At 62.9% G+C, this 21,567-nt stretch carries 15 protein-coding genes; 10 read left to right on the forward strand and 5 right to left on the reverse strand.

The window, feature by feature from the left end:
• Positions 1–200: 200 nt before the first annotated feature.
• The 3 genes from fadD1 to QMX89_RS18295 all read left to right on the forward strand — a co-directional run bounded on the left by fadD1 (position 201) and on the right by QMX89_RS18295 (position 7,109).
• The gene (gene fadD1 / locus QMX89_RS18285) at positions 201–1,898 is read left to right on the forward strand and encodes a long-chain-fatty-acid--CoA ligase FadD1 (RefSeq protein WP_282349282.1); all 1,698 of its coding nucleotides are present in this window, start codon (positions 201–203) and stop codon (positions 1,896–1,898) included.
• A 101-nt stretch (positions 1,899–1,999) separates the two neighbouring features.
• On the forward strand, positions 2,000–5,911 hold the full coding sequence (hrpA, locus tag QMX89_RS18290; RefSeq protein WP_282349283.1) for an ATP-dependent RNA helicase HrpA: 3,912 nt from the start codon (positions 2,000–2,002) through the stop codon (positions 5,909–5,911).
• Positions 5,912–5,987: 76 nt separating this feature from the next.
• Positions 5,988–7,109, forward strand: coding sequence for a beta-ketoacyl-ACP synthase III (locus QMX89_RS18295; RefSeq protein WP_049861102.1), 1,122 nt, complete (start codon positions 5,988–5,990; stop codon positions 7,107–7,109).
• 85 nt (positions 7,110–7,194) lie between these two features.
• Here QMX89_RS18295 and QMX89_RS18300 read toward each other — a convergent pair whose 3' ends face one another.
• The gene (locus QMX89_RS18300; RefSeq protein WP_282349284.1) at positions 7,195–8,478 is read right to left on the reverse strand and encodes a putative porin; all 1,284 of its coding nucleotides are present in this window, start codon (positions 8,476–8,478) and stop codon (positions 7,195–7,197) included.
• Positions 8,479–8,756: 278 nt separating this feature from the next.
• On the opposite strand from QMX89_RS18300, the gene QMX89_RS18305 reads away from it, so the two are divergent.
• A complete protein-coding gene (locus QMX89_RS18305) occupies positions 8,757–9,881 on the forward strand; it encodes a GNAT family N-acetyltransferase (RefSeq protein WP_282349285.1) in 1,125 nt (374 codons plus the stop codon).
• Between the two features lie 153 nt (positions 9,882–10,034).
• Here the strand turns inward: QMX89_RS18305 and QMX89_RS18310 are convergent, their stop codons facing one another.
• The 3 genes from QMX89_RS18310 to QMX89_RS18320 form a co-directional block, all read right to left on the reverse strand.
• Positions 10,035–11,864, reverse strand: a complete 1,830-nt coding sequence (locus QMX89_RS18310; RefSeq protein WP_049861144.1) for an ABC transporter ATP-binding protein — start codon at positions 11,862–11,864, stop codon at positions 10,035–10,037.
• Positions 11,865–11,930: 66 nt separating this feature from the next.
• A complete protein-coding gene (locus tag QMX89_RS18315; RefSeq protein ID WP_049861099.1) occupies positions 11,931–12,494 on the reverse strand; it encodes a peptidylprolyl isomerase in 564 nt (187 codons plus the stop codon).
• 148 nt (positions 12,495–12,642) lie between these two features.
• Positions 12,643–13,590, reverse strand: a complete 948-nt coding sequence (locus QMX89_RS18320; RefSeq protein WP_282349286.1) for a LysR family transcriptional regulator — start codon at positions 13,588–13,590, stop codon at positions 12,643–12,645.
• 49 nt (positions 13,591–13,639) lie between these two features.
• On the opposite strand from QMX89_RS18320, the gene QMX89_RS18325 reads away from it, so the two are divergent.
• Positions 13,640–13,957 (forward strand): hypothetical protein, encoded by a 318-nt coding sequence (locus QMX89_RS18325; protein WP_056843301.1) that lies wholly within the window; start codon positions 13,640–13,642, stop codon positions 13,955–13,957.
• A gap of 148 nt (positions 13,958–14,105) precedes the next feature.
• Complete coding sequence (locus QMX89_RS18330) at positions 14,106–14,972, forward strand: carboxylate/amino acid/amine transporter (RefSeq protein WP_282349288.1); 867 nt, start codon at positions 14,106–14,108, stop codon at positions 14,970–14,972.
• On the opposite strand, the gene QMX89_RS18335 is transcribed toward QMX89_RS18330, so the two are convergent.
• A complete protein-coding gene (locus QMX89_RS18335) occupies positions 14,962–15,285 on the reverse strand; it encodes an addiction module antidote protein (RefSeq protein WP_282349289.1) in 324 nt (107 codons plus the stop codon). The genes QMX89_RS18330 and QMX89_RS18335 overlap by 11 nt on opposite strands.
• 392 nt (positions 15,286–15,677) lie before the next feature.
• On the opposite strand from QMX89_RS18335, the gene QMX89_RS18340 reads away from it, so the two are divergent.
• The 4 genes from QMX89_RS18340 to QMX89_RS18355 all read left to right on the forward strand — a co-directional run bounded on the left by QMX89_RS18340 (position 15,678) and on the right by QMX89_RS18355 (position 21,124).
• The gene (locus tag QMX89_RS18340; protein WP_282349291.1) at positions 15,678–16,865 is read left to right on the forward strand and encodes a sugar transporter; all 1,188 of its coding nucleotides are present in this window, start codon (positions 15,678–15,680) and stop codon (positions 16,863–16,865) included.
• 304 nt (positions 16,866–17,169) lie between these two features.
• Positions 17,170–17,682 (forward strand): sigma-70 family RNA polymerase sigma factor, encoded by a 513-nt coding sequence (locus QMX89_RS18345; protein WP_282349293.1) that lies wholly within the window; start codon positions 17,170–17,172, stop codon positions 17,680–17,682.
• Positions 17,679–18,626: a FecR domain-containing protein gene (locus QMX89_RS18350; protein ID WP_282349294.1), complete on the forward strand. Its 948-nt coding sequence runs from the start codon at positions 17,679–17,681 to the stop codon at positions 18,624–18,626. Before QMX89_RS18345 ends, QMX89_RS18350 begins: the two co-directional genes overlap by 4 nt.
• A gap of 167 nt (positions 18,627–18,793) precedes the next feature.
• Entirely contained in the window at positions 18,794–21,124 is a 2,331-nt protein-coding gene (locus QMX89_RS18355; RefSeq protein ID WP_282349295.1) for a TonB-dependent receptor, read from the forward strand.
• The last annotated feature ends 443 nt before the right edge of the window (positions 21,125–21,567 follow it).

Below are 21,567 nucleotides of genomic sequence, written 5' to 3' on the forward strand. Positions count from 1 at the left end.
TGGATCCGCTGTGACTGGAACTGCCAATCCGGTCACAATGGTTACCGCCTGGCCACCTTCAGCCTCTAGTCGCCTCATGGCAAAGCTGCTACTCTCGGCGCGCTTTTCGGCATTCGGACCTGTATGGGTCGTGCTGACATATCAATAATAATCGCATCGAATGCGGTGAAGATTCGCTGGCGCTGGAGGAGTGGGCTTCCATGATCGAAAATTTCTGGAAGGATAAGTATCCGGCTGGAATCGCGGCGGATATCGATCCAGACATGTATCCCAATATCCAGGCGGTGCTCAAGCAGTCCTGCCAGCGCTTCGCCGACAAGCCGGCGTTCAGCAACCTGGGCAGGACCCTCACCTACGGTGAGCTTTACGAGCTATCGGGAGCCTTCGCCGCCTATCTGCAGCAGAACACCGACCTGGTGCCGGGTGATCGCATTGCGGTGCAGTTGCCCAACGTCCTGCAGTATCCGGTGGCGGTCTTCGGTGCGATTCGCGCAGGCCTGGTGGTGGTCAACACCAACCCGCTGTATACCGCGCGGGAAATGGAGCACCAGTTCAAGGACTCCGGCGCCAAGGCCCTGGTGTGCCTGGCCAACATGGCGCACCTGGCGGAAAAGGTCGTCCCCAAGACGGCCGTCCGCCATGTCATCGTCACTGAAGTCGCCGACCTGCTGCCGCCGCTCAAGCGTCTGCTGGTCAACAGCGTGATCAAGTACGTGAAGAAAATGGTCCCGGCCTATCATCTGCCACGGGCAGTGAAGTTCAACGATGTGTTGTGCAAGGGGCGCGGCCAAACTGTCAACGAGGCCAACCCGGCCAGCTCGGAAGTGGCCGTGTTGCAGTACACCGGCGGCACCACCGGCGTGGCGAAGGGGGCGATGCTCACCCATCGCAACCTGGTGGCCAACATGCTGCAGTGCAAGGCCTTGATGGGTTCCAACCTCGACGAAGGCTGCGAAATCCTGATCACGCCGCTGCCGCTCTACCATATCTATGCCTTCACCTTTCACTGCATGGCCATGATGCTGATCGGCAACCACAACGTGCTGATCAGCAACCCGCGCGACTTGCAGGCGATGGTCAAGGAACTGTCGAAGTGGAAGTTCAGCGGCTTCGTCGGGCTCAACACGCTGTTCGTGGCCCTGTGCAACAACGAGGCGTTTCGCAAGCTGGACTTCTCGGCGCTGAAAGTCACGCTGTCGGGCGGCATGGCCCTGCAACTGGCCGCCGCCGAGCGCTGGAAAGAAGTGACTGGCTGCGCCATCTGCGAAGGTTACGGCATGACCGAAACCAGCCCGGTGGCGACGGTCAACCCCAACCAGCGCATCCAGATCGGTACCATCGGCATTCCCGTGCCGTCCACTCTGGCCAAGATCATCAACGATGCAGGCGAAGAACTGCCATTGGGTGAGATCGGCGAGTTGTGCATCAAGGGCCCGCAGGTCATGAAGGGCTATTGGCAGCGCCAGGAAGCCACGGCCGAGATCCTCGATGCGCAGGGCTGGCTGAAGACCGGCGACATTGCGGTGATCCAGCCCGATGGCTACATGCGCATCGTCGATCGCAAGAAGGACATGATCCTGGTCTCGGGCTTCAACGTGTACCCCAACGAACTCGAGGACGTCCTCGCCACCTTGCCGGGCGTGCTGCAGTGCGCCGCCATCGGCATACCGGACGAAAAGTCCGGCGAGTCGATCAAGATCTTCGTCGTGGCCAAACCTGGTGTCACCCTGACCAAGGAAAAGGTCATGGAGCATATGCGCGCCAACGTCACTGCCTACAAGGTTCCGCGCACGGTTGAATTCCGTGATGTGCTGCCGACCACCAACGTGGGCAAGATCCTGCGCCGCGAGCTGCGCGATGAAGAACTGAAGAAACTGGGCATCAAGAAATCGGCTTGATCCCTGCCGGGTGCCGGGTGCTACCGACACAACCCCCGCAAATCTGCGACAATTGCGGGGTGTGACCTTCGACGTACCCCACCAAGACCTCTGCGTACCTGATGACCGACCAAACCGCTTCGATTGACCAGCTTCTGAAAAACCTCGACCAGGCCATGATTGGCGATCGTCACCGCCTGCGCCGGCAGTTGCATGAACTGCGCAAACGGCCCGACGAGGCAAAGCTTGGTCAGTGGGTCGAAAAAGTCCAGGCTTCGTTCGCTCGCGTCGAGGCGCGTCGGCTGAGTGTGCCGACCGTGCGCTACGACGACAGTCTGCCCATTGCCGTCAAGCGCGATGAAATCAAGAAGGTGCTCGCCGAGCATCAGGTGCTGATCATTGCCGGCGAAACCGGGTCGGGCAAGACCACCCAGTTGCCCAAGATCTGCCTGGAACTGGGCCGCGGCCAGCATGGCCTGATCGCCCATACCCAGCCACGCCGGATCGCTGCGCGCAGCGTGGCCAGTCGTGTCGCCGAGGAACTGGCGACGCCGCTGGGCGGGTTGGTGGGTTACCAGGTGCGTTTCGAAGATCAGAGCGATGCCAATACCCTGGTCAAGCTGATGACCGATGGCATCCTGCTGGCCGAGACCCAGCACGATCGTTTTCTCGAACGCTACGACACCATCATCGTCGACGAAGCCCACGAGCGCAGCCTGAACATCGATTTCCTGTTGGGCTACCTGAAGACCCTGCTGCCACGGCGTCCCGACCTCAAGGTCATCATCACGTCGGCCACCATCGATCTGCAGCGCTTCTCCGAGCATTTCGACGACGCGCCGATCATCGAGGTGTCCGGGCGCACCTTCCCGGTCGACACCTGGTACCGACCGCTGACGGCCGAGCAGGACGAAGAAGGCAACCAGATCGAGAACGATCTGACCGTCGACCAGGCGATTCTGGCGGCGCTCGACGAAATCGCCGCGTTCGAGCGCAGCGAGCGCAAGACGCCGGGCGACGTGCTGGTGTTCCTGCCCGGCGAACGCGAGATCCGCGATGCTGCCGACATGCTGCGCAAGGCTCAGCTGCGGCACACGGAAATCCTGCCGCTGTACGCGCGCCTGTCGCCGGCCGAGCAGCAGCGTATTTTCCAGTCCCATCCCGGGCGCCGCGTGGTGCTGGCCACCAACGTGGCGGAGACCTCGCTGACCGTGCCCGGCATCCGCTACGTGATCGACAGCGGTACAGCGCGCATCAGTCGCTACAGCTACCGGGCCAAGGTCCAGCGTCTGCCGATCGAGGCGGTGTCCCAGGCCAGCGCCAATCAGCGCAAGGGTCGCTGTGGCCGAGTCGAGCCCGGCATCTGCATCCGCCTGTACAGCGAAGAGGATTTTCTCTCGCGCCCCGAATTCACCGATCCCGAGATTCTGCGCACCAACCTGGCGGCGGTGATCCTGCAGATGCTGCACCTGCGCCTGGGTGAAATCGACCGCTTCCCGTTCATCGAGCCACCGGACGGCAAGGCCATCAGCGACGGCTTCAACCTGCTGCAGGAGCTGTCTGCGGTCAACCGCGAGAACCAGCTGACGCCGATGGGCCGACAGTTGGCGCGCTTGCCGATCGATCCACGGCTGGGGCGCATGCTGCTCGAAGGCGCGCGTCAGGGCAGTTTGCAGGAAGTGCTGATCATCGCCAGCGTGCTCTCGGTGCAGGATCCGCGCGAGCGTCCGCCCGAGCGGCAGCAGGCGGCCGATCAGGCCCACGCGCAGTGGAAGGATGCCGACTCGGATTTCGCCGCGCTGGTCAATCTGTGGCGTGGTTTCGAAACCCAGCGTCAGGAACTGGGCTCCAGTGCCTTGCGCAACTGGTGCCGCAAACAGTTCCTCAATTACCTGCGCCTGCGCGAGTGGCGTGATGCACACCGTCAACTGAGCCTGATCTGCCGTGACCTGCAACTGCAGGTGAACAAGGACGCCGCGGACTATCCCAAGTTTCACAAGGCGGTGTTGTCCGGCCTGCTCAGCCAGATCGGCCAGAAAACCGAAGACGGCGACTATCTGGGCGCGCGACAGCGTCGTTTCTGGGTGCATCCGTCGTCGGGCATGGGGCGCAAGAAGCCGCAGTGGCTGATGGCCGCCGAGCTGGTCGAGACGACCAAGCTGTATGCGCGCATGGTCGCCAAGATCGAGCCGGACTGGATCGAGCCGCTGGCCGGGCACCTGATCAAGAAAAACCATTTCGAGCCGCATTGGGAGAAGAAGCGCGGTCAGGTGGTGGCGTTCGAGCAGATCACCCTCTACGGCATGATCGTGGTCGGCCGTCGCCCGGTGCATTTCGGGCCCATCGATCCGGTGGCGTCGCGCGAGCTGTTCATTCGCGAAGGGCTGGTGCGCGGCGAGATCCAGTCGCGGGCCAAGTGCCTGACGGCCAACCGCCAGCTGCTCGAGCAGCTCGACGAGCTGGAGGCCAAGGCCCGGCGACGCGACATTCTGGCCGACGAAGAAACCCTCTACGGGTTCTACGAGGCGCGCCTGCCAGCCGAGATCCACCAGACGGCGACTTTCGACAGCTGGTACAAGGTCAACAGCCAGAAGAACCCCGATCTTCTGATCATGCGCGAAGAGGACGTACTGGCCCGCGAGGCCAGCGAAGTCACTGCCGCGCAGTATCCTGACACCCTGCGTCTGGGCGATCTGAGCCTGCAGCTGAGCTACCACTTCGAGCCCAATCACCCCCGCGACGGCGTCACCCTGCGCGTGCCCGCGCCGCTGCTGCCGGCCTTGCCGGGCGAGCGCCTGGAATGGCTGGTGCCGGGGTTGCTGGAGGCCAAGTGCATTTCCCTGGTGCGCAACCTGCCCAAGGCGCTGCGCAAGAACTTCGTGCCGGTGCCGGACTTCGTTCGCGCGGCTCTTGCACGTCTGACCTTCGGCGAAGGCTCTTTGCCCCAGGCTCTGGGACGCGAACTGCTGCGCATGACAGGCGCGCGGGTCAGCGACGAGGCATGGGCCGAGGCCGCGCAGCAGGTCGACAGCCATCTGCGCATGAACATCGAAGTGCTCGACGGCCAAGGCAAATTTCTCGGTGAAGGACGTGATCTGGCCGAGCTCACCGCGCGTTTCGCCGAGGCCAGCAGTGCGGCATTGGCGGTGCCGAATACCGCGAAGAGCCAGCAACCGGTGCAGGCCAAGGCGTTCGCCAAGGTCGAACAGACCACCCAGCAGAACATCGCCGGACTGTCGATGACGGTCTACCCGGCCTTGGTCGAGGAAGGCGGCACGGTCAAGGAAGGGCGGTTCTCGACCAGCGCCGAAGCCGAGTACCAGCACCGACGCGCCCTGCAGCGGCTGCTGCTGCAGCAACTGGCAGAACCGGCCAAGTTCCTGCGCAGCAAGTTGCCGGGCCAGACCGAACTGGGCCTGCTGTACCGCGAACTCGGCCGTGTCGAAGCCCTCGTCGAGGACATCCTGCTGGCCAGCCTGGACAGTTGCGTGCTGGAAGGTGAAGCGAGCCTGCCGCGCGACGGTGTGGCCCTGGCAGCACTGGCCGAGCGCAAGCGTGGCGCCTGGGCAGAGCACGCCGAACGCCTGGCGCGCCTGACTTTGGATATCCTCAAGTTGTGGCATGGCTTGCAAAAGCGCTTCAAGGGCAAGATCGATCTGACCCATGCCGTGGCGCTGAACGATATCAAGCAGCAGTTGAGCCATCTGGTCTATCCCGGTTTCGTACGCGATACCCCGGCAGCCTGGCTCAAGGAAATGCCGCGCCTGCTCAAGGCGGTCGAGCTACGCTTGGAGAAACTGCCGAGTCAGGTGCAGAAAGATCGGGTCTGGAGCGGCGAGTTGGCCAATCTCTGGAGCCATTATCAGACACGCCTGAACAAGCATAGCCAGGAGGGCAAGCGTGATCCACAGCTGGAGGTATACCGCTGGCTGCTGGAGGAGTATCGAGTGTCGTTGTTCGCGCAACAGTTGGGCACCAAGGTGCCCGTGTCGGACAAGCGCTTGAGCAAGCAGTGGAGTGCAGTGGACGCCTGAGTGCGGCCCGGTCTTTCGACTCGGGCTTGCGTGGCATTCATCTGATTGAGTTGCCCCTAACAATAGAGGAACGACCGTGCATAACGTCGTCATCAGCGGCACCGGCCTGTACACACCGGCCCAGAGCATCTCCAACGAGGAGCTGGTCGAGTCTTTCAACACTTATGTAGCCGCCTTCAACCAGGACAACGCTGCGGCCATCGAGCGCGGCGACGTGCAGGCACTGGCCCCCTCCAGCGCGGCCTTCATCGAGAAAGCCAGCGGCATCAAGAGCCGCTTCGTCATGGACAAGGCGGGCATTCTCGATCCGCAGCGGATGAAACCCAACCTGCCCGAGCGCAGCAACGAAGAGCAGTCGATTCTGTGCCAGATGGCCGTGGCTGCAGCGGAGCAGGCGCTGCAACGCGCCGGTCGCACGGCTGCCGACGTCGACGCAGTGATCGTTGCCTGTTCCAACCTGCAACGGCCTTACCCGGCGGTGGCCATCGAGGTGCAACAGGCGCTGGGTATCCAGGGCTTCGGTTTCGACATGAACGTGGCGTGTTCGTCGGCCACCTTCGGTATCCAGCAAGCGAGCAACAGCGTGCAGTTGGGACAGGCGCGGGCGGTGCTGGTGGTGAGCCCGGAGATCTGCACCGGGCACCTGAATTTCCGCGACCGCGACAGCCACTTCATCTTCGGCGATGCGGCCACTGCCGTGTTGGTGGAGCGTGCGGACCTGGCTACATCGGCGCATCAGTTCGACATCGTCAGCACTCGTCTGCAGACCCAGTTTTCCAACAACATCCGCAACAACTTCGGTTTTCTGAATCGGGCGGAGGCGCTGGGGCCTGGTGGAGAGGACAAACTGTTCGTCCAGGAAGGCCGCAAGGTGTTCAAGGAAGTCTGCCCGATGGTCGCCGAGCTGATCGCCGCCCACCTGGCGCAGAACGACATTGCCGTGCAGGCCGTCAGGCGGTTCTGGCTGCACCAGGCCAACCTGAGCATGAACCACTTGATCGTGAAGAAGCTGCTGGGCCGCGATGCCAGCGTCGAGGAGGCGCCGGTGATTCTCGACCGCTATGCCAACACCAGTTCGGCCGGCTCGGTGATCGCCTTGCATACCCATCAGGACGACCTGGCAGCGGGTTCGCTCGGCGTGCTGAGCTCGTTCGGTGCAGGCTATTCGATTGGTAGCGTGATTCTGCGCAAGCGCTGATCGACGGCGGCAGTGGCAATGAAAAAGGCGCAACCTGCGATGCACTCGCAGCTTGCGCCTTTTGTCTGAAGCGAGGAGAGCAGGCTTAGAACTTGGCTTCCAGGTCCAGCTGCAGGGTGTTCACGTCGGCATCGGTACGGGTACGACTGGCGACATCGGATTCGGCGAGGAAGTAGGTGGCACCGACGGCGAAGTTCTTGTCGATCTCGTAGCCCAGCTTGACCTTGTGGCCGCGCGAGCCGGTGAAACCGTTGGCGAAGTCGGAGTCGGTGAATGCGCCCACCACGGCATTGCGTTGCACGTCGCGGTAGTTGTAGTCCAGGCCGAAACCGGCGAACTTGGTCTTGAAGCCGGTCAGCCATGCGGTGTCCTGCTTGCCGACGGTGGCGGTGGCTTCGGCATCGCCGTTGACCACGTACTGGCCATAGATCGACAGCGGCAGGGGCAGGCCGGTGATGTCCAGTTGACCGAAGCCTTCGTACAGGGTGAATTCGGTCGAGGCGTTGCCGTTGACGGCCAGTACGGCAGCGGCGTTGGTCGCGTTGTCGTTGTCGTAGGAATAGACGCTGCCGCCCAGGGTCATCTTGACGTTGTCGCCCAGCGCGAAGCGCGCGCCGGCCTGGCCGGTGTACATGCGCAGGTCATGTTCGAACTGACGACCTTCACCGTCGATGTTGTCGGTCAGCACGTAGTAGCCGGTGCTGCCGAACAGTTCGGCGCCGCCCAATGGCAGCTTGTAGGTGGCGGCCACACCCTCGGGGTTGATGTCGCCGTCCCAGATCACGTCGCCCATGCTGACCCAAGGTTGGCTCATCTTGCCGCCGATCAGGTGCAGGTCCTTGACGGCCGTTGGGTGCCAGTCCAGGTAGGCCTGATCGAGCCAGATGGATTTCTTGCTGAAGGCGCCATCCAGGCTCTGGTTGGTGGAGCGGGCATCGGCGCTGCTGCCGGTGGCGACGCGGATACCGGCATCGACCTGCGGGTTGATCTCGCTGTAGACGCCCAGACGTGCGCGGATGCGCTGGCGGTCCTGGTTGCGATCGCCGCTGGAACCATCACGTTCGCCGTCGACGTTGATGCTTTCATGACGCAGGCGCACGTCGCCCTTGATCTGGGTCTTCGCGGCCCAGGCGACTTTCTGGTCGAATGCGCTCATCTTCTTCGATTGTTCGGCGGCAGCCACTTGTTGGGCCTGTTTCTCACTGTCCAGCTCGGTCTTCAATTCGGCGTATTGCGCGGCGTTGATCGAGCCGTTGGCGCGCAGCATGTCGAGCAGCTTGGCATCGACCGCAGCACTGGCCTGGCTGCTGATGGCCATCAGAACGGTGGCGCTCAGGCTGACCTTGGTGAGTGTTGAAACACGAAGCATGACATTCTCCCTATCGCAAAAAAAGGCCGGCAAGCGCCGAACCTGAAAGTGCTTTCGGACACGCCTGGCAGATGGCGTGGCAGACCCCGAAAAACTGGCGCAAGTATTGCGAGGGGTGATGACAAAACAATGTCAGAACAATGGCTTAGTGATGACATTGAAAAGACGGTATGCATTGATCCAGAGCGCTCGCCGAGTGATGGCACCGTATTGGCGGGTGACCGCAGGCAGAGGCTGCGCGATACTGCTCGGCACGTCTCATCCATTGGAGCCTACCGATGCCGTTGCATGTTGCTGCCAGCTTGTCCGCCATCGACGCCACGCAATGGGACGCGCTGCTGCCCGAATCCCAACCGTTCCTGCGCCATGGCTTTCTCAGCTCGCTGGAAGACAGTGGAAGTCTGGGCGAGCGCTCCGGTTGGGCGCCGGAGCACTTGGTGCTGATCGAAGAGGGGCAACTGGTGGCGGCCTTGCCCAGCTACCGTAAATGGCATTCGTATGGGGAGTATGTGTTCGATCACGGCTGGGCCGACGCCTGCGCGCGGGCCGGTATCGACTACTACCCCAAGCTGCTGGGGGCGGTGCCGTTCAGTCCGGTCAGCGGCCCACGCCTGTTGATGCATCGGCCCGAGCATGGCGTCGAGTTGCTGCGCAGTGTGCCGGGGTACCTGGAGCTGGAAGGACTCAGTGGTGCGCATGTCAATTTCACCGATCCTGCCTTCGATGCGCTGATCGGCGCCGAGGAAGGCTGGATGGAACGGCTGGGTTGCCAGTATCACTGGCATAACCGCGGCTATCGGGATTTCGAGGATTTTCTCGATGCGCTCAGCTCGCGCAAGCGCAAGCAGATGCGCAAGGAACGTGAACAGGTGCGGGCGCAAGGCATCGAGTTCGAATGGCGCGAGGGCGGGCAGGTCAGCGAGGCCGAATGGGATTTCGTCTATGCCTGCTACGCCAACACCTACCATGTGCGTGGGCGCTCGCCTTACCTGACGCGTGATTTCTTCAGTCTGCTGGCCGAGCGCATGCCCGAGGCGATTCGCGTGGTGTTGGCGACCCACGAACGTCGGCCGGTGGCGATGGCTTTCAGTCTGTTGGGTGGCGACAGTTTCTATGGTCGCTATTGGGGATGCCTGGCCGAGTATGACCGGCTGCACTTCGAGACCTGTTTCTATCAGGGCATGGACTATGCAATTGCCCACGGTATCCAGCGTTTCGATGCCGGGGCGCAGGGTGAGCACAAGTTGATCCGCGGGTTCGAGCCGGTGATCACGCGGTCATGGCACTACCTGCGGCATCCGGGGCTGCGGGCTGCGGTGGAGAATTTTCTGCAAGAGGAGCGGGTGGGGGTGCTGAGGTACGCGGAGCAGGCGCGGGAAGCGTTGCCGTATCGACAGGCCTGAGTCATTCATTACTAGGTGCCTGACTGTAGGAGCGGCCAGTGGCCGCGAAGGGAGCGCTACGGTGTGTCAGGCGAGCCGCGGTGACGTCTTCGCGGCCGATGACCGCTCCTACAGGGGGCTCCCATGGCCCCGTGAGCCATGGGAGCGCCAGGATCAATCCATCCCGACGAAGCCGCCGGTCTGATGGTGCCAGAGGCGTGCATACAGGCCCTGCTGCGCCAGGAGTTCGGTATGGCTGCCGATCTCCACCACCTTGCCTTTTTGCAACACCACCAGGCGATCCATCTTGGCGATGGTCGACAGGCGGTGGGCGATCGCGATCACGGTCTTGCCCTTCATCAGGGTTTCCAGGCTTTCCTGAATCGCCGCCTCGACTTCGGAGTCGAGCGCCGAAGTCGCTTCGTCCATGATCAGGATCGGTGCGTTCTTCAGCAGCACGCGGGCGATGGAGATGCGCTGGCGCTGGCCACCGGACAGCTTCACGCCGCGCTCGCCGACATGGGCATCGAAACCGCGACGACCTTCGCTATCGGACAACAACGGCAGGAAATCATCGGCTCGCGCCTTGCGCACCGCTTCCCAGACCTGCTCCTCGGTGGCATTGGGCTTGCCGTAGCGCAGATTGTCGAGGATGGAACGGTGCAGCAGCGACGTGTCCTGGGTGATCAGGCCGATCTGCTCGCGCAGGCTTTCCTGGGTCACGTCGGCAATGTCCTGGCCATCGATCAGGATGCGCCCGCTGGGCAGGTCGTAGAGACGCAGCAGCAGGTTGACCAGCGTCGACTTGCCTGCACCCGAAGGCCCGATCAACCCGATCTTCTCGCCCGGACGAATATCCAGGGTCAGGCCCTCGATGATGCTGTCGCCCTTGGGGTAGTGGAAATGCACGTCTTCGAAACGCACGTTGCCGCGGTCGACCTTGAGCCGTGGCGCGCCCTTCTTGTCGGTCACGCTGACCGGTTGGGCGATGGTCTGCAGGCCGTCCTGCACCATGCCGATGTTTTCGAAGATGCCGTTGACCACCCACATGATCCAGCCGGACATGTTGACGATACGGATCACCAGGCCCGTTGCCAGAGCGATTGCCCCCACGGAAATCAGCGACTGCGTCCACAGCCACAGGGCCAGGCCCGTAGTGCCGACGATCAACAGACCGTTTATGGTGGTGATCGCGAAATCCATGGCCGTGATCACCCGGCTGGCCAGCTGGGTTTTCTCGGTCTGCTCGCTGATCGCGTCACGGGCGTATTGCTGCTCCATGCTGGTGTGGGCGAACAGCTTGAGCGTGGCGATGTTGGAGTAGCCGTCGACGATACGCCCCATCAACTTCGAGCGGGCGTCGGAGGACACCACCGAACGTTCCTTGACCCGAGGAACGAAGTAGTACAGCGAAATCACGTAGGCGATGATCCACAGGATCAGCGGAATCATCAGCCGCCAATCGGCTTCGGCGAACAGCACCAGGGCACTGATCGCATAGATGAGCACATGCCACAGCGCATCGACTGCCGCCACCGCCGAGTCGCGCAGGGAGTTGCCGGTCTGCATGATGCGCTGAGCGATGCGTCCGGCGAAGTCGCTGTGGAAGAAGTTCATGCTCTGCTTGAGCACGTAGTTGTGGTTCTGCCAGCGGATCAGGCTGGTCATGCCCGGGCTGATCGCCTGGTGCACCAGCAGGTCATGCAGGCCGATGAAGATGGGCCTCAGGACCAGCGCCACCACCATCATCCAGGTCAGCTCCAGCGCGTTGTCGCTGAAAAAGTGCACGTTGGGCGTGCCTTGGGCCATGTCGATGATGCGACTGAGGTAGCGAAACAGCGCAACCTCGATCAGCGCACCGATCAGGCCGACCACCAGCAACGTGGCGAAGCTGGGCCAGACCTGCTTGAGGTAGTAGATGTAGAAGGCCAGGACCTTGTTGGGAGGCGTTTCCGTAGGCGCTTCGCGGAAGATATCGATCCATTGTTCGAAGCGGCGATAAATGCTCAAGCGTGCTCTCCTGTGCGGGTTGACGGTCCTGGCTGAGACATGGCCGGCAGGGCGCGCGGCTTAGTCCACGCGTTTCGCCGATTTGATCATGATCGGATCACTGGGCACGTTCTGCATGCCGCTTTTGGTGGTCGTCGGCGTGTTGGCGATGTTGTCGACCACTTCCATGCCTTTGACCACCTTGCCGAAGACCGCGTAGCCAAAATCGCGACCACCATGGTCGAGGAAATCGTTGTCCTTCTGATTGATGAAGAACTGGCTGGTGGCCGAGTCCTTTACTTGAGTGCGCGCCATCGCGAGGGTTCCCCGCACGTTGTGCAAACCATTGTCGGCCTCGTTCTTGATCGGGGCCTGGGTGGGCTTCTCACGCATGTTGGCGTCGAAGCCACCGCCTTGCACCATGAAGCCCGGGATCACGCGGTGAAAAACCGTGTTGTTGTAATGGCCCTTGTCGACGTAGGCGAGGAAGTTGGCGGTGCTGATCGGCGCCTTGACCGCGTCCAGTTCGACTTCGATTGCGCCCATGCTGGTGTCGAGCAACACATGGGGGTGCTGGGCATCGGCAGCCATCAGGTGGCCTGCGAAGGAGAGGGAGCAGGCGGTCAGGAGGATTTTCTTCAGCATCGGTACGAGGTCCTTGAGGGGGGAAGGCATAGGCTTTGAGCCGTAAGTGGCGCAAGCGTTCGGGGCAATGTAGCAAGCGTGCCGCCAAAGGGCGGCCCAGGCGAGCGGGGATGGAAAAAATGAATGTTACTTAATGTTCGCAAGACGGTCAGTCGTCATGCCCCATGAGGGCATTGGCCTGTTCAAGAGCCGGAATCGGCACGTCCAGGGGCGCGGTGTCGAAGGTGCGTAGCAATTCGACGAGAATTTGTGTGGCCGGACCCAAGGGCTTGTCCCGGTTCGAATACAGATAGAACGTTGGGTGCCGACTGCCACCTTGCTCAAGCGGCAAGGCGGCGAGTGTACCCTCGCGCAGTTCGCGTTCGATCATGTGCCGCGGCAACCAAGCGAAGCCCAGGCCGCTGCCGACGAAACTGGTCGCCGTGGCCAGACTGCCGACCGTCCAGCGCTGCTCAGCGCCCAGCCAGCCGACGTCACGCGGTTGCTGGCGGCCCGAATCGCGAATCACCACCTGCATGTGGCCGTGCAGATCCTGCACGCTGAGCGCGCGACCCATGCTCAGCAAGGCGTGCTCGGGGTGGGCCACGGCGATGAATTCGATGGCGCTCAGTTCGGTGCCCAGGTAGCCCGGTATGCCGTAGCCGCTGATCGCCAGGTCGGCGACGCCTTCCTGCAGCACTTCCTCGACCCCCGACAGCACTTCTTCGCGCAGCCGCACGCGACAGCCGCGGCTCTGCGGCATGAACGCGGTAAGGGCGCGGATCAGCCGTGCATTGGGATAGGCTGCGTCGACCACCAGGCGCACTTCGGCTTCCCAGCCCTGCTCCATGTGGTGGGCGAGGTCTTCCAACTGGCTGGCCTGGTTGACCAGTTGGCGGGACCTGCGTAACAGCACCGCGCCGGCGTCGGTGAGCACCGCCCTGCGGCCGTCGATGCGCAACAGCGGCACGCCGAGCTGGTCCTGCATGCGCGCCACGGTGTAGCTGATCGACGACTGCGAACGGTGCAGGGCTTCGGCAGCCTGGGCGAAGCCGCCGTGGTCGACCACGGCCTGCAGGGTTCGCCATTGCTCAAGGGTGACGCGGGGCGCTTTCATCTTCGACTCCTGGTGTCCTAAGCTGGCAGCCCGCCACGGAGACTGCTCGATGATCAAATGCTGCGTTGTAGTGCTGGCCCTGCTGCCAGGCGTGTGTTTCGCCTACCCCATCGACGTGCAGAAGCAGCTCGACGACACCGACATTCTGGTCACGGCCCACGACACCGCCCCCGACATGGCCGCCGTGACCCTGCAGAACTACGGAGCCCGCGCGGCGCAGTGCAGTGTGCGCTTTCGCAATGGCCCCGAGCCGGTGCGGACCCGGCGGGTCAGCGTCGCCGCAGGGGCGTCGGCCGACGCGGTGGCCAGCTTCAAGCGCAGCATTCTCAGGTTGCGAATCGAGGTGCAATGCCAGCCGAGCGTGTAGCCACCGGCACAGATGCGACACAGGGTAGAGCAATGATCGGACAAGACAACTCATTTGATGAATCACGGTAGCGATCCGCGGTGCGCTTCACTGGCCTGACCCGGCCCACATGCGCTAAGGTCCGCGCCTCGCCAATTCGGGACGCACCATGCAATACCTTCTGATCGTCACCCTCATCCAGGCTTTCTCTTTCAGCTTGATCGGCGAATACCTCGCTGGCCACGTCGACAGCTACTTTGCTGTGCTCGCCCGGGTGCTGCTCGCCGGGCTGGTATTCCTGCCGCTGACGCGCTGGCGTCAGGTCGAACCGCGCTTCCTGCGCGCCATGCTGCTGATCGGCGCGCTGCAGTTCGGCATCACCTACGTCTGTCTGTACCTGAGCTTTCGGGTCTTGAGCGTGCCGGAGGTGCTGCTGTTCACCATCCTGACGCCAGTGCACGTGACGCTGATCGAGGACGCGTTGAACCGTCGTTTCAACCGTTGGGCGCTGGTGGCGGCGCTGGTCGCGGTGGCGGGGGCTGCAGTGATTCGTTTCGACCGCGTCAGCCCGGACTTCTTCATCGGTTTCCTGTTGCTGCAGCTGGCCAACTTCACCTATGCGGCCGGACAGGTGCTGTACAAGCATCTGCTGGCACGCCACCCCAGCGACCAGCCACAGTACCGACGCTTCGGCTACTTCTACGTCGGTGCCTTGCTGGTGGTGCTGCCGGCCTTCCTGCTGTTCGGCAACCCCCACAATCTGCCGCAGACGCCGGTACAGTGGAGCGTGCTGGCGTTCCTGGGGCTGGTGTCAACGGCGCTTGGCATGTATTGGTGGAACAAGGGCGCCAGCCGCGTGCCGGGCGCCACACTGGCGGTGATGAACAATCTCCACGTGCCGGTCGGCCTGCTGCTCAACCTGCTGATCTGGAACCAGGACGAGCCTTTGGGACGACTGTTCCTCGGCGGTGGTGTGATCTTGTTCTCGGTCTGGTTGAGTCGGTTGGGTGCGCGCGCCCAGATCGCTAGCCGATAGTGGGGGCAGGGCGGGAAGGTGATGCAAGCAGCCCTGCATGCAGCGAGATACCCAGTGCACGCGTCACCTTCAGTATCGTCGCGAAGCTTGGATTGCCGTCCTCCGAAAGAGCCTTGTACAGACTTTCCCGACCCAGCCCGGTGTCCCTCGCCACCTGGGCGATGCCCTTGGCGCGCGCAATGTTGCCCAGCGCCTTGGCAATGAATGCCGCGTCATCACCCGCTTCGGCCATGCAAGCATCGAAGTACATGATCATGTCTTGATCGGTTTTGAGATGTTCGGCGCTATCCCATTCCCATAGCTTGATTTTCATCGTTCCTGTTCCTGAAGTTGTTGTGCCATGCGCTTGGCGGTAGCAATGTCGGAGGACTGTGTCGATTACATCTTTAGTTGCGATCATCATCAGCATAGATCCGTATCCCATGGGATACAAATTTTCTTGATCGCTGGTTCCGAGGACAAGCCCGAAACTGTGTACCGACGTTTCCAGGTATCGTCTTCTACTTAATGGGCCGGGTGGGCGACCGCATTGTGCCTACCGTATGCGGGGCGTAGAATCCGCCGCATCTGGCGTCGCCCCTCAAACTCATAACAATCATTCATTGCATGCTCCGCTTGGCTTGAGGGTCAGGCGGCACACGCATGCGTGGTGTTTGTTAAGGCGCCACCGTTCCCACTATTTTCGAGAGTCGCTGAAGCCATCCAATGAATACGCCTTCGAATACACCCACAGGCAGCTGGTCCAGCGTGATTGCGTTGGCGCTGGCGGCTTTCATCTTCAATACCACGGAGTTCGCGCCGGTTGGGCTGTTGACCTCGATCGGTCTGAGCTTTGCGATGCCGACGGCGCAGGTGGGGCTGATGTTGACGGTGTATGCCTGGGTGGTGTCGCTGATGTCGCTGCCGATCATGCTGCTCACGCGCAACATCGAGCGGCGTCGGTTGCTGATCGGGGTGTTCATCCTGTTCGTGGCCAGCCATGCAGTGTCCAGCATCGCCTGGAGCTATGGCGTGCTGCTGGCCAGCCGTATCGGCATCGCGTTCGCCCACGCCTTGTTCTGGTCGATCACGGCATCGCTGGCGGTGCGGCTGGCGCCACCGGGCAAGCACACTCAGGCGCTGGGCCTGCTGGCCACCGGCACGTGCCTGGCCATGGTGCTGGGCGTGCCATTGGGGCGGGTGGTGGGTGAAGCGCTGGGCTGGCGCACCACATTCGTGGGAATCGGCGTGGTGGCTACGCTAGTGGCGCTGTGGTTGGCGAAAAGCCTGCCGGCGCTGCCCAGCCAGAATTCGGGTTCGCTGCGCAGCTTGCCGATGCTGCTCAAGCGGCCAGTACTGGTGGCGTTGTATGTGACGACCGCGCTGGTGATCACCGCGCAGTACACGGCGTACAGCTACATCGAGCCGTTCGTGCAAGCCGCGGCGCAGATGAGCGGGGAAATGACCACGACGCTGCTGTTGCTGTTCGGCGGTGCCGGGGTGATCGGCTCGCTGGTGTTCAGCCGCTACAGCGGTCGCTATCCGCGTGGCTTCATGGTGGCGTCGATCGCGTTGCTGGCCCTCTGTCTGATGCTGTTGCTGCCGTTGGCGCGCTACGCCACCTATCTGAGTGGGGTGAGTGTGGTCTGGGGCATTTCGATCATGTGCTTCAGCCTGGCGATGCAGTCCAAGGTCCTGGAGCTGGCCCCGGATGCCACGGACGTGGCCATGGCGCTGCATTCGGGGATCTACAACGTCGGTATCGGCGGTGGGGCGTTGCTGGGCAGTGTGGTGATCACCCAGGTGGGCGTGGCCAACATCGGCCTCGTTGGCGCGTTGATGGCAGGGGCGGGTCTGCTTCTGTGTTGGCACACGACCTATCGGCGCGTTCAGTCAGCGCCTGCCTCGGGTTGATCGATCTGCAATATCGCGTTGATCGCTGACGCGGCTCGCGCCGCTGCTACAGGGGATGCGTTGATGCTGGACGCGGGTTGGCCGTTGGTGCACGCGAATGCGTTGTTGCCGGACGTGGCTTGCGCCGCTGGTGCACGGAATGCGGTCTCTGTAGCAGCGGCGCGAGCCGCGTCGGCGGCGCACGCGGTTTGTCTGGCTGAGCGCATTGCGGCCGAATGCAGCATCGAGGGCGTAACTAACGGTTCCGCTGCAAACCCTTTTTAAAATACAATCGATCTCATTTACATCTGACAGGGTGCCGATGATGGTCGAGCCGGCGAGGGTGGACGCTCGGGCGTTCGAGACGCTCTATCGCGACAATCGCAGCTGGCTGGAGCAATGGCTCAGCCGGCGCCTGGGCAGTGCGTGGGATGCGGCGGACCTGAGCCAGGATACGTTCATCCGGGTGCTGGCCAGTTCCCAGTCGGTGGCCGAGTTGCAGGAGCCGCGTGCTTACCTCAAGACGGTCGGCAAACGGCTGCTGATCAATTTCTACCGTCGGCGCAGTCTGGAACAGGCCTATCTCGACGCGCTCGCCACCTTGCCCGCCGATGTCGCACCTGCGCCGGAACAGCGCTGGCAGGTGCTGGAAACCCTGCACGCTCTGGATCAACTGCTCAATGGCTTACCGGCCAAGGTTCGCCGGGCCTTTCTGCTCAGCCAGCTCGAAGGGTTGGGCTACCGAGAAATCGCCGAGCGCTTGAAGGTTACCGAGCGCAGCGTCAAGCGCTACATGGCCCAGGCCTACGAACATTGCCTGCTGGCCGAACTGTGCTGAATGCCGAGCCGAGTGACGAAGCACGCCAAGCCGCCCGCTCGGCGGCCCGCTGGTGGGTGTGCATGGAGTCTGGCGCCGTCACGGAACAGGACCTCGCCCGCCTGCAATGCTGGCGCCAAGCCAGCGAGGCGAATGAGTCCGCCTGGCGCCGGGTAGCGGCGCTCAAGGGCCGCTTCCAGGTTCTGCCGCCGGCGCTGGCGATGGCCAGCCTCGATCGTCCCGGCCACGGCCGCCGCGACCTGCTCAAGGGGTTGTTGGGGCTGACCGTGGCTGCGCCGGCCGCCTGGTGGGTTGCGCGTGAGCTGCCCATCGATGCCTGGCGCGCCGACGTGGCCACCGCCACCGGCGAGCGACGCCAATTGACCTTGGCCGATGGCAGCGTGTTGCACATCAATACCGCCACTGCGGTCGATATCGACCCTGGCCAACGGCAACTCACGCTGCTGCGCGGGGAGATTCGGTTGCGTCTGGCCAATGCCATGCCGTTCGACATCCATACGCCGCTTGGCAGCGTGAGGCTGGACCAGGGTGAAATCAATGTGCGCCAGGACGACGGCCTCTGTCGGCTGTCGGTACTCACCGGGCAGGCCGATGTGCGGCCTACCGGTTTTGCGCCGCTCACCTTGCGCGCGGGCCAGCACGTTCAGTTGTCCGGCACCGGTCCAGGTCCGATCGAGCGCTTCGACCCTCGCCAGCCTGGCTGGCGCGAGGGCGTGATCGTTGCGTTGGACCAGCCTCTTGGGGATTTTCTGCGCGATCTGGATCGCTATCGTCCCGGCATCCTGCGCTGGCAGCCGGAGCTGGAAGCGCTGCGCGTCACGGGCAGTTTTCGTCTGGAAGATCCGGATCAGGTGCTGAACCTGCTGGCTGTCAGTCTGCCGCTGCGGGTCCAGTGGCGCACACGCTATTGGGCCACGCTGGTGCCACAGGAAAAACCTGCCTAGCGCGTGTCCCCTTTTTCGCGCTCGCTTGTCATGGAGAGGTAAGCACACTCAAAGAGCCTTCAGCCATGCCCCCACGGCCCCCTCGTTCGTTTCTCCGTTACGGCTGCACATCCTCGGCGCACTACGCGCGCGCCTTGCCCCTCAGCCTGCTGATCGGCCTTGCACCGATGCCCATGCAGATGGCCTTTGCCGACGACATGGCGCGTGTCTACAACATACCCCGAGGCGAACTCGCCGCCTCGCTGACCCGCTTTGCCAGCCAGGCGGGCGTCAGCCTGTCGGTGGCGCCTGCCTTGGTCAACGGTCGGCAGAGCGCCGGTCTGGTCGGCGAGTACAGCGTGGAGGGCGGCTTCGCTCAACTGCTGGCCGGCAGCGGTCTGCGCCTGCAAGCGGTGGGGGGGGATGCCTATACGCTCGTGGCTGCGCCCTTGGGTGCCGACGTGCTGGAGATCACGCCTACCACCGTGACCGGTGCCGCACAAGGCAGCGTGACGGAGCAGCCCTATGCCGGTGGGCAGGTCGCGCGCAGTGGCGCCCAAGGTTTGCTCGGCGCACGTGACTTCATGGACACGCCCTTCAGCATGACCAGCTACACCAGCGAGACCGCCCGAAATCAGCAGGCCCGCACCCTGGGCGATCTGGTAGCCAGCGACCCGGCGGTGCGTACCACCAACCCGGCCGGCGGGCGTTTCGAGCAGTTCACCATCCGCGGCTTCAGCCTGTTCAACAGCGATGTGTCGTACAACGGGCTATACGGAATACTGCCCACGTACTCCATCGACATGGAGATGGCCGAGCGGGTGGATATCCTCCGTGGGCCCAGCCAGTTGATCAACGGCATTTCCCCTCGGGGCAGCGTCGGCGGCGGTATCAACGTGGTGCCCAAGCGCGCCACCGACACGCCGATCAACGAGTTCACCGCCAGCTATGCCTCCGACAGCCAGGCCGGTGGCGCCGTGGACATCGGCCGACGCTTTGGCCAGGACAACCAGTTTGGCCTGCGCCTGAACGCGGTGAAACAGGCGGGCGACACTACCTGGGACAAGCAGAGCGTGGACCGGGAAATGGCCGTGATCGGCCTGGATTTCCGCGGCGAACGCCTGCGGCTGTCTACCGATGTTGGGCATACCGAGCGTGATACCGATGCGCCTCAGGAGCGTGTTCAGGTCGGCGCCAATGCCCGCGTGCCCGGTGCCAACCATGTGCGCGACAACTATGCGCAGGGCTGGAGCAAGGCGCGTACCCAGGATACCTTCGGGGCGTTCAATGGTGAGTATGATCTGAGCGATTCGTTGATGCTGTACGGCAGCGTCGGTGCCCGGGAGAGTAATCATGATTTCCTTCGGCACAACGTGTCGGTCGTCAATGATGCCGGCGATTTCGACGTGCTGCCCCGCGACTTCACCCGTGATGAAAGCGTACGCACGGCCACCCTGGGCGCGCGCAAGTGGCTGCAGACCGGCCCGGTCAGCCACGAGCTGAACCTGGCTGTCAGTCATTTCTACATGGACTTCACCAATGGCGGCGCGCGCTACGCCAGGGGGCGCAGCAATCTCTACGCGCCCGTTGCCACGGCGACGCCGTCCAACCCCACCCGTCAGGACCCCAAGGTCTATACCGAGAACCGGTTCGACGGCGTGGCCCTGTCCGACACTCTTGGCTTCTTCGACGATCGGCTGCTGTTGACCCTCGGTGGTCGCTGGCAGCGGGTCAAGGTGGATGACTGGAGCGATGGGGTGAAAGGCGATACGGCTTACGACGAGGAAAAGTTTTCACCGTCTGCGGGCGTGCTCTACAAGCTCACCGACGAGCTGTCGTTGTATGCGAACTATCTGGAAGGTCTGAGCCAAGGCAAGATTGCGCCTTCCACGTCGATCAACGAAGACGAGATCTTCCCGCCTTTCATCAGCCGGCAGGTCGAGGTAGGTGCGAAGTACGATCTCGGCAGCCTGGCCATCACCGCCGCTGCTTTTCGCATCAAGCAGCCGGCGTACGAAACCAACGCGCTCACCCGCACCTTCGGCCCCAATGGCAAGCGCGAGAACAATGGCGTGGAATTGAGTGTGTTCGGCGAACCGCTGACGGGCGTGCGCCTGCTGGGCGGGGTGATGTACATCGACAGCGAGTTGACGGGCACCAGCGCAGGGGCCTTCGATGGCAACCGCGCACCGGCCACGCCCGAGCTCAATGTCAATTTGGGGGCGGAGTGGGACGTTCCGGCATTGCCCGGGTTGACCCTCACCGGGCGCGGTATCTATTCCAGCTCGCAATACCTGGATCAGGCCAACAGCAAGGAAATCGACAGTTGGGAGCGCTTCGATGTGGGTGCCCGGTATGCATTCAAGGTGCAGGGCAAGGCAGTCACCCTGCGCGCCAATGTCGAGAACGTGCTGGACAAACGCTACTGGGCCTCGGCCGGCGCCTCCGACGACAGCGAGCCTGGTTTGACTCTTGCTACCCCGAGAACCTATCTGGTTTCCGCCACGGTCGGCTTCTGACTGTCTATGGGACCGGCTATCGGTGCAGCCGGCCATCTGTAGAGCCCGCCATCTGTGGGAGCAGCTATATGTGAGAGCAACCATATGTGAGAGCAGCCATCTGTGGGAGCGGTGCTAGCCTGCCCCATTGCGCAGTGCTGATAACCTGTGGAGCACCGACAAAATGTGGGAGCGGGCTCTGCCCGCGAAAGGAGCGCTGCGGTGTGTCAGGCGTACTGCGGTGAAGCCTTCGCGGGCAGAGCCCGCTCCCACAGTGGAGCGGTGCTAGCCTGCCTCATTGCGGGATGCTGCTAACCTGTTGAGCACCAACAAATTGTGGGAGCGGGCTCTGCCCGCGAAAGGAGCGCTGCGGTGTGTCAGGCGTACCGCGGTGAAGCCTTCGCGGGCAGAGCCCGCTCCCACAGTGGAGCGGTGCTCGCCTGCCCCATTGCGGGGTGCTGCTA

This window comes from Pseudomonas sp. PS01301 (assembly GCF_029960215.1).
In the GTDB taxonomy this organism is placed as follows: Bacteria; Pseudomonadota; Gammaproteobacteria; order Pseudomonadales; family Pseudomonadaceae; genus Aquipseudomonas; species Aquipseudomonas coleopterorum.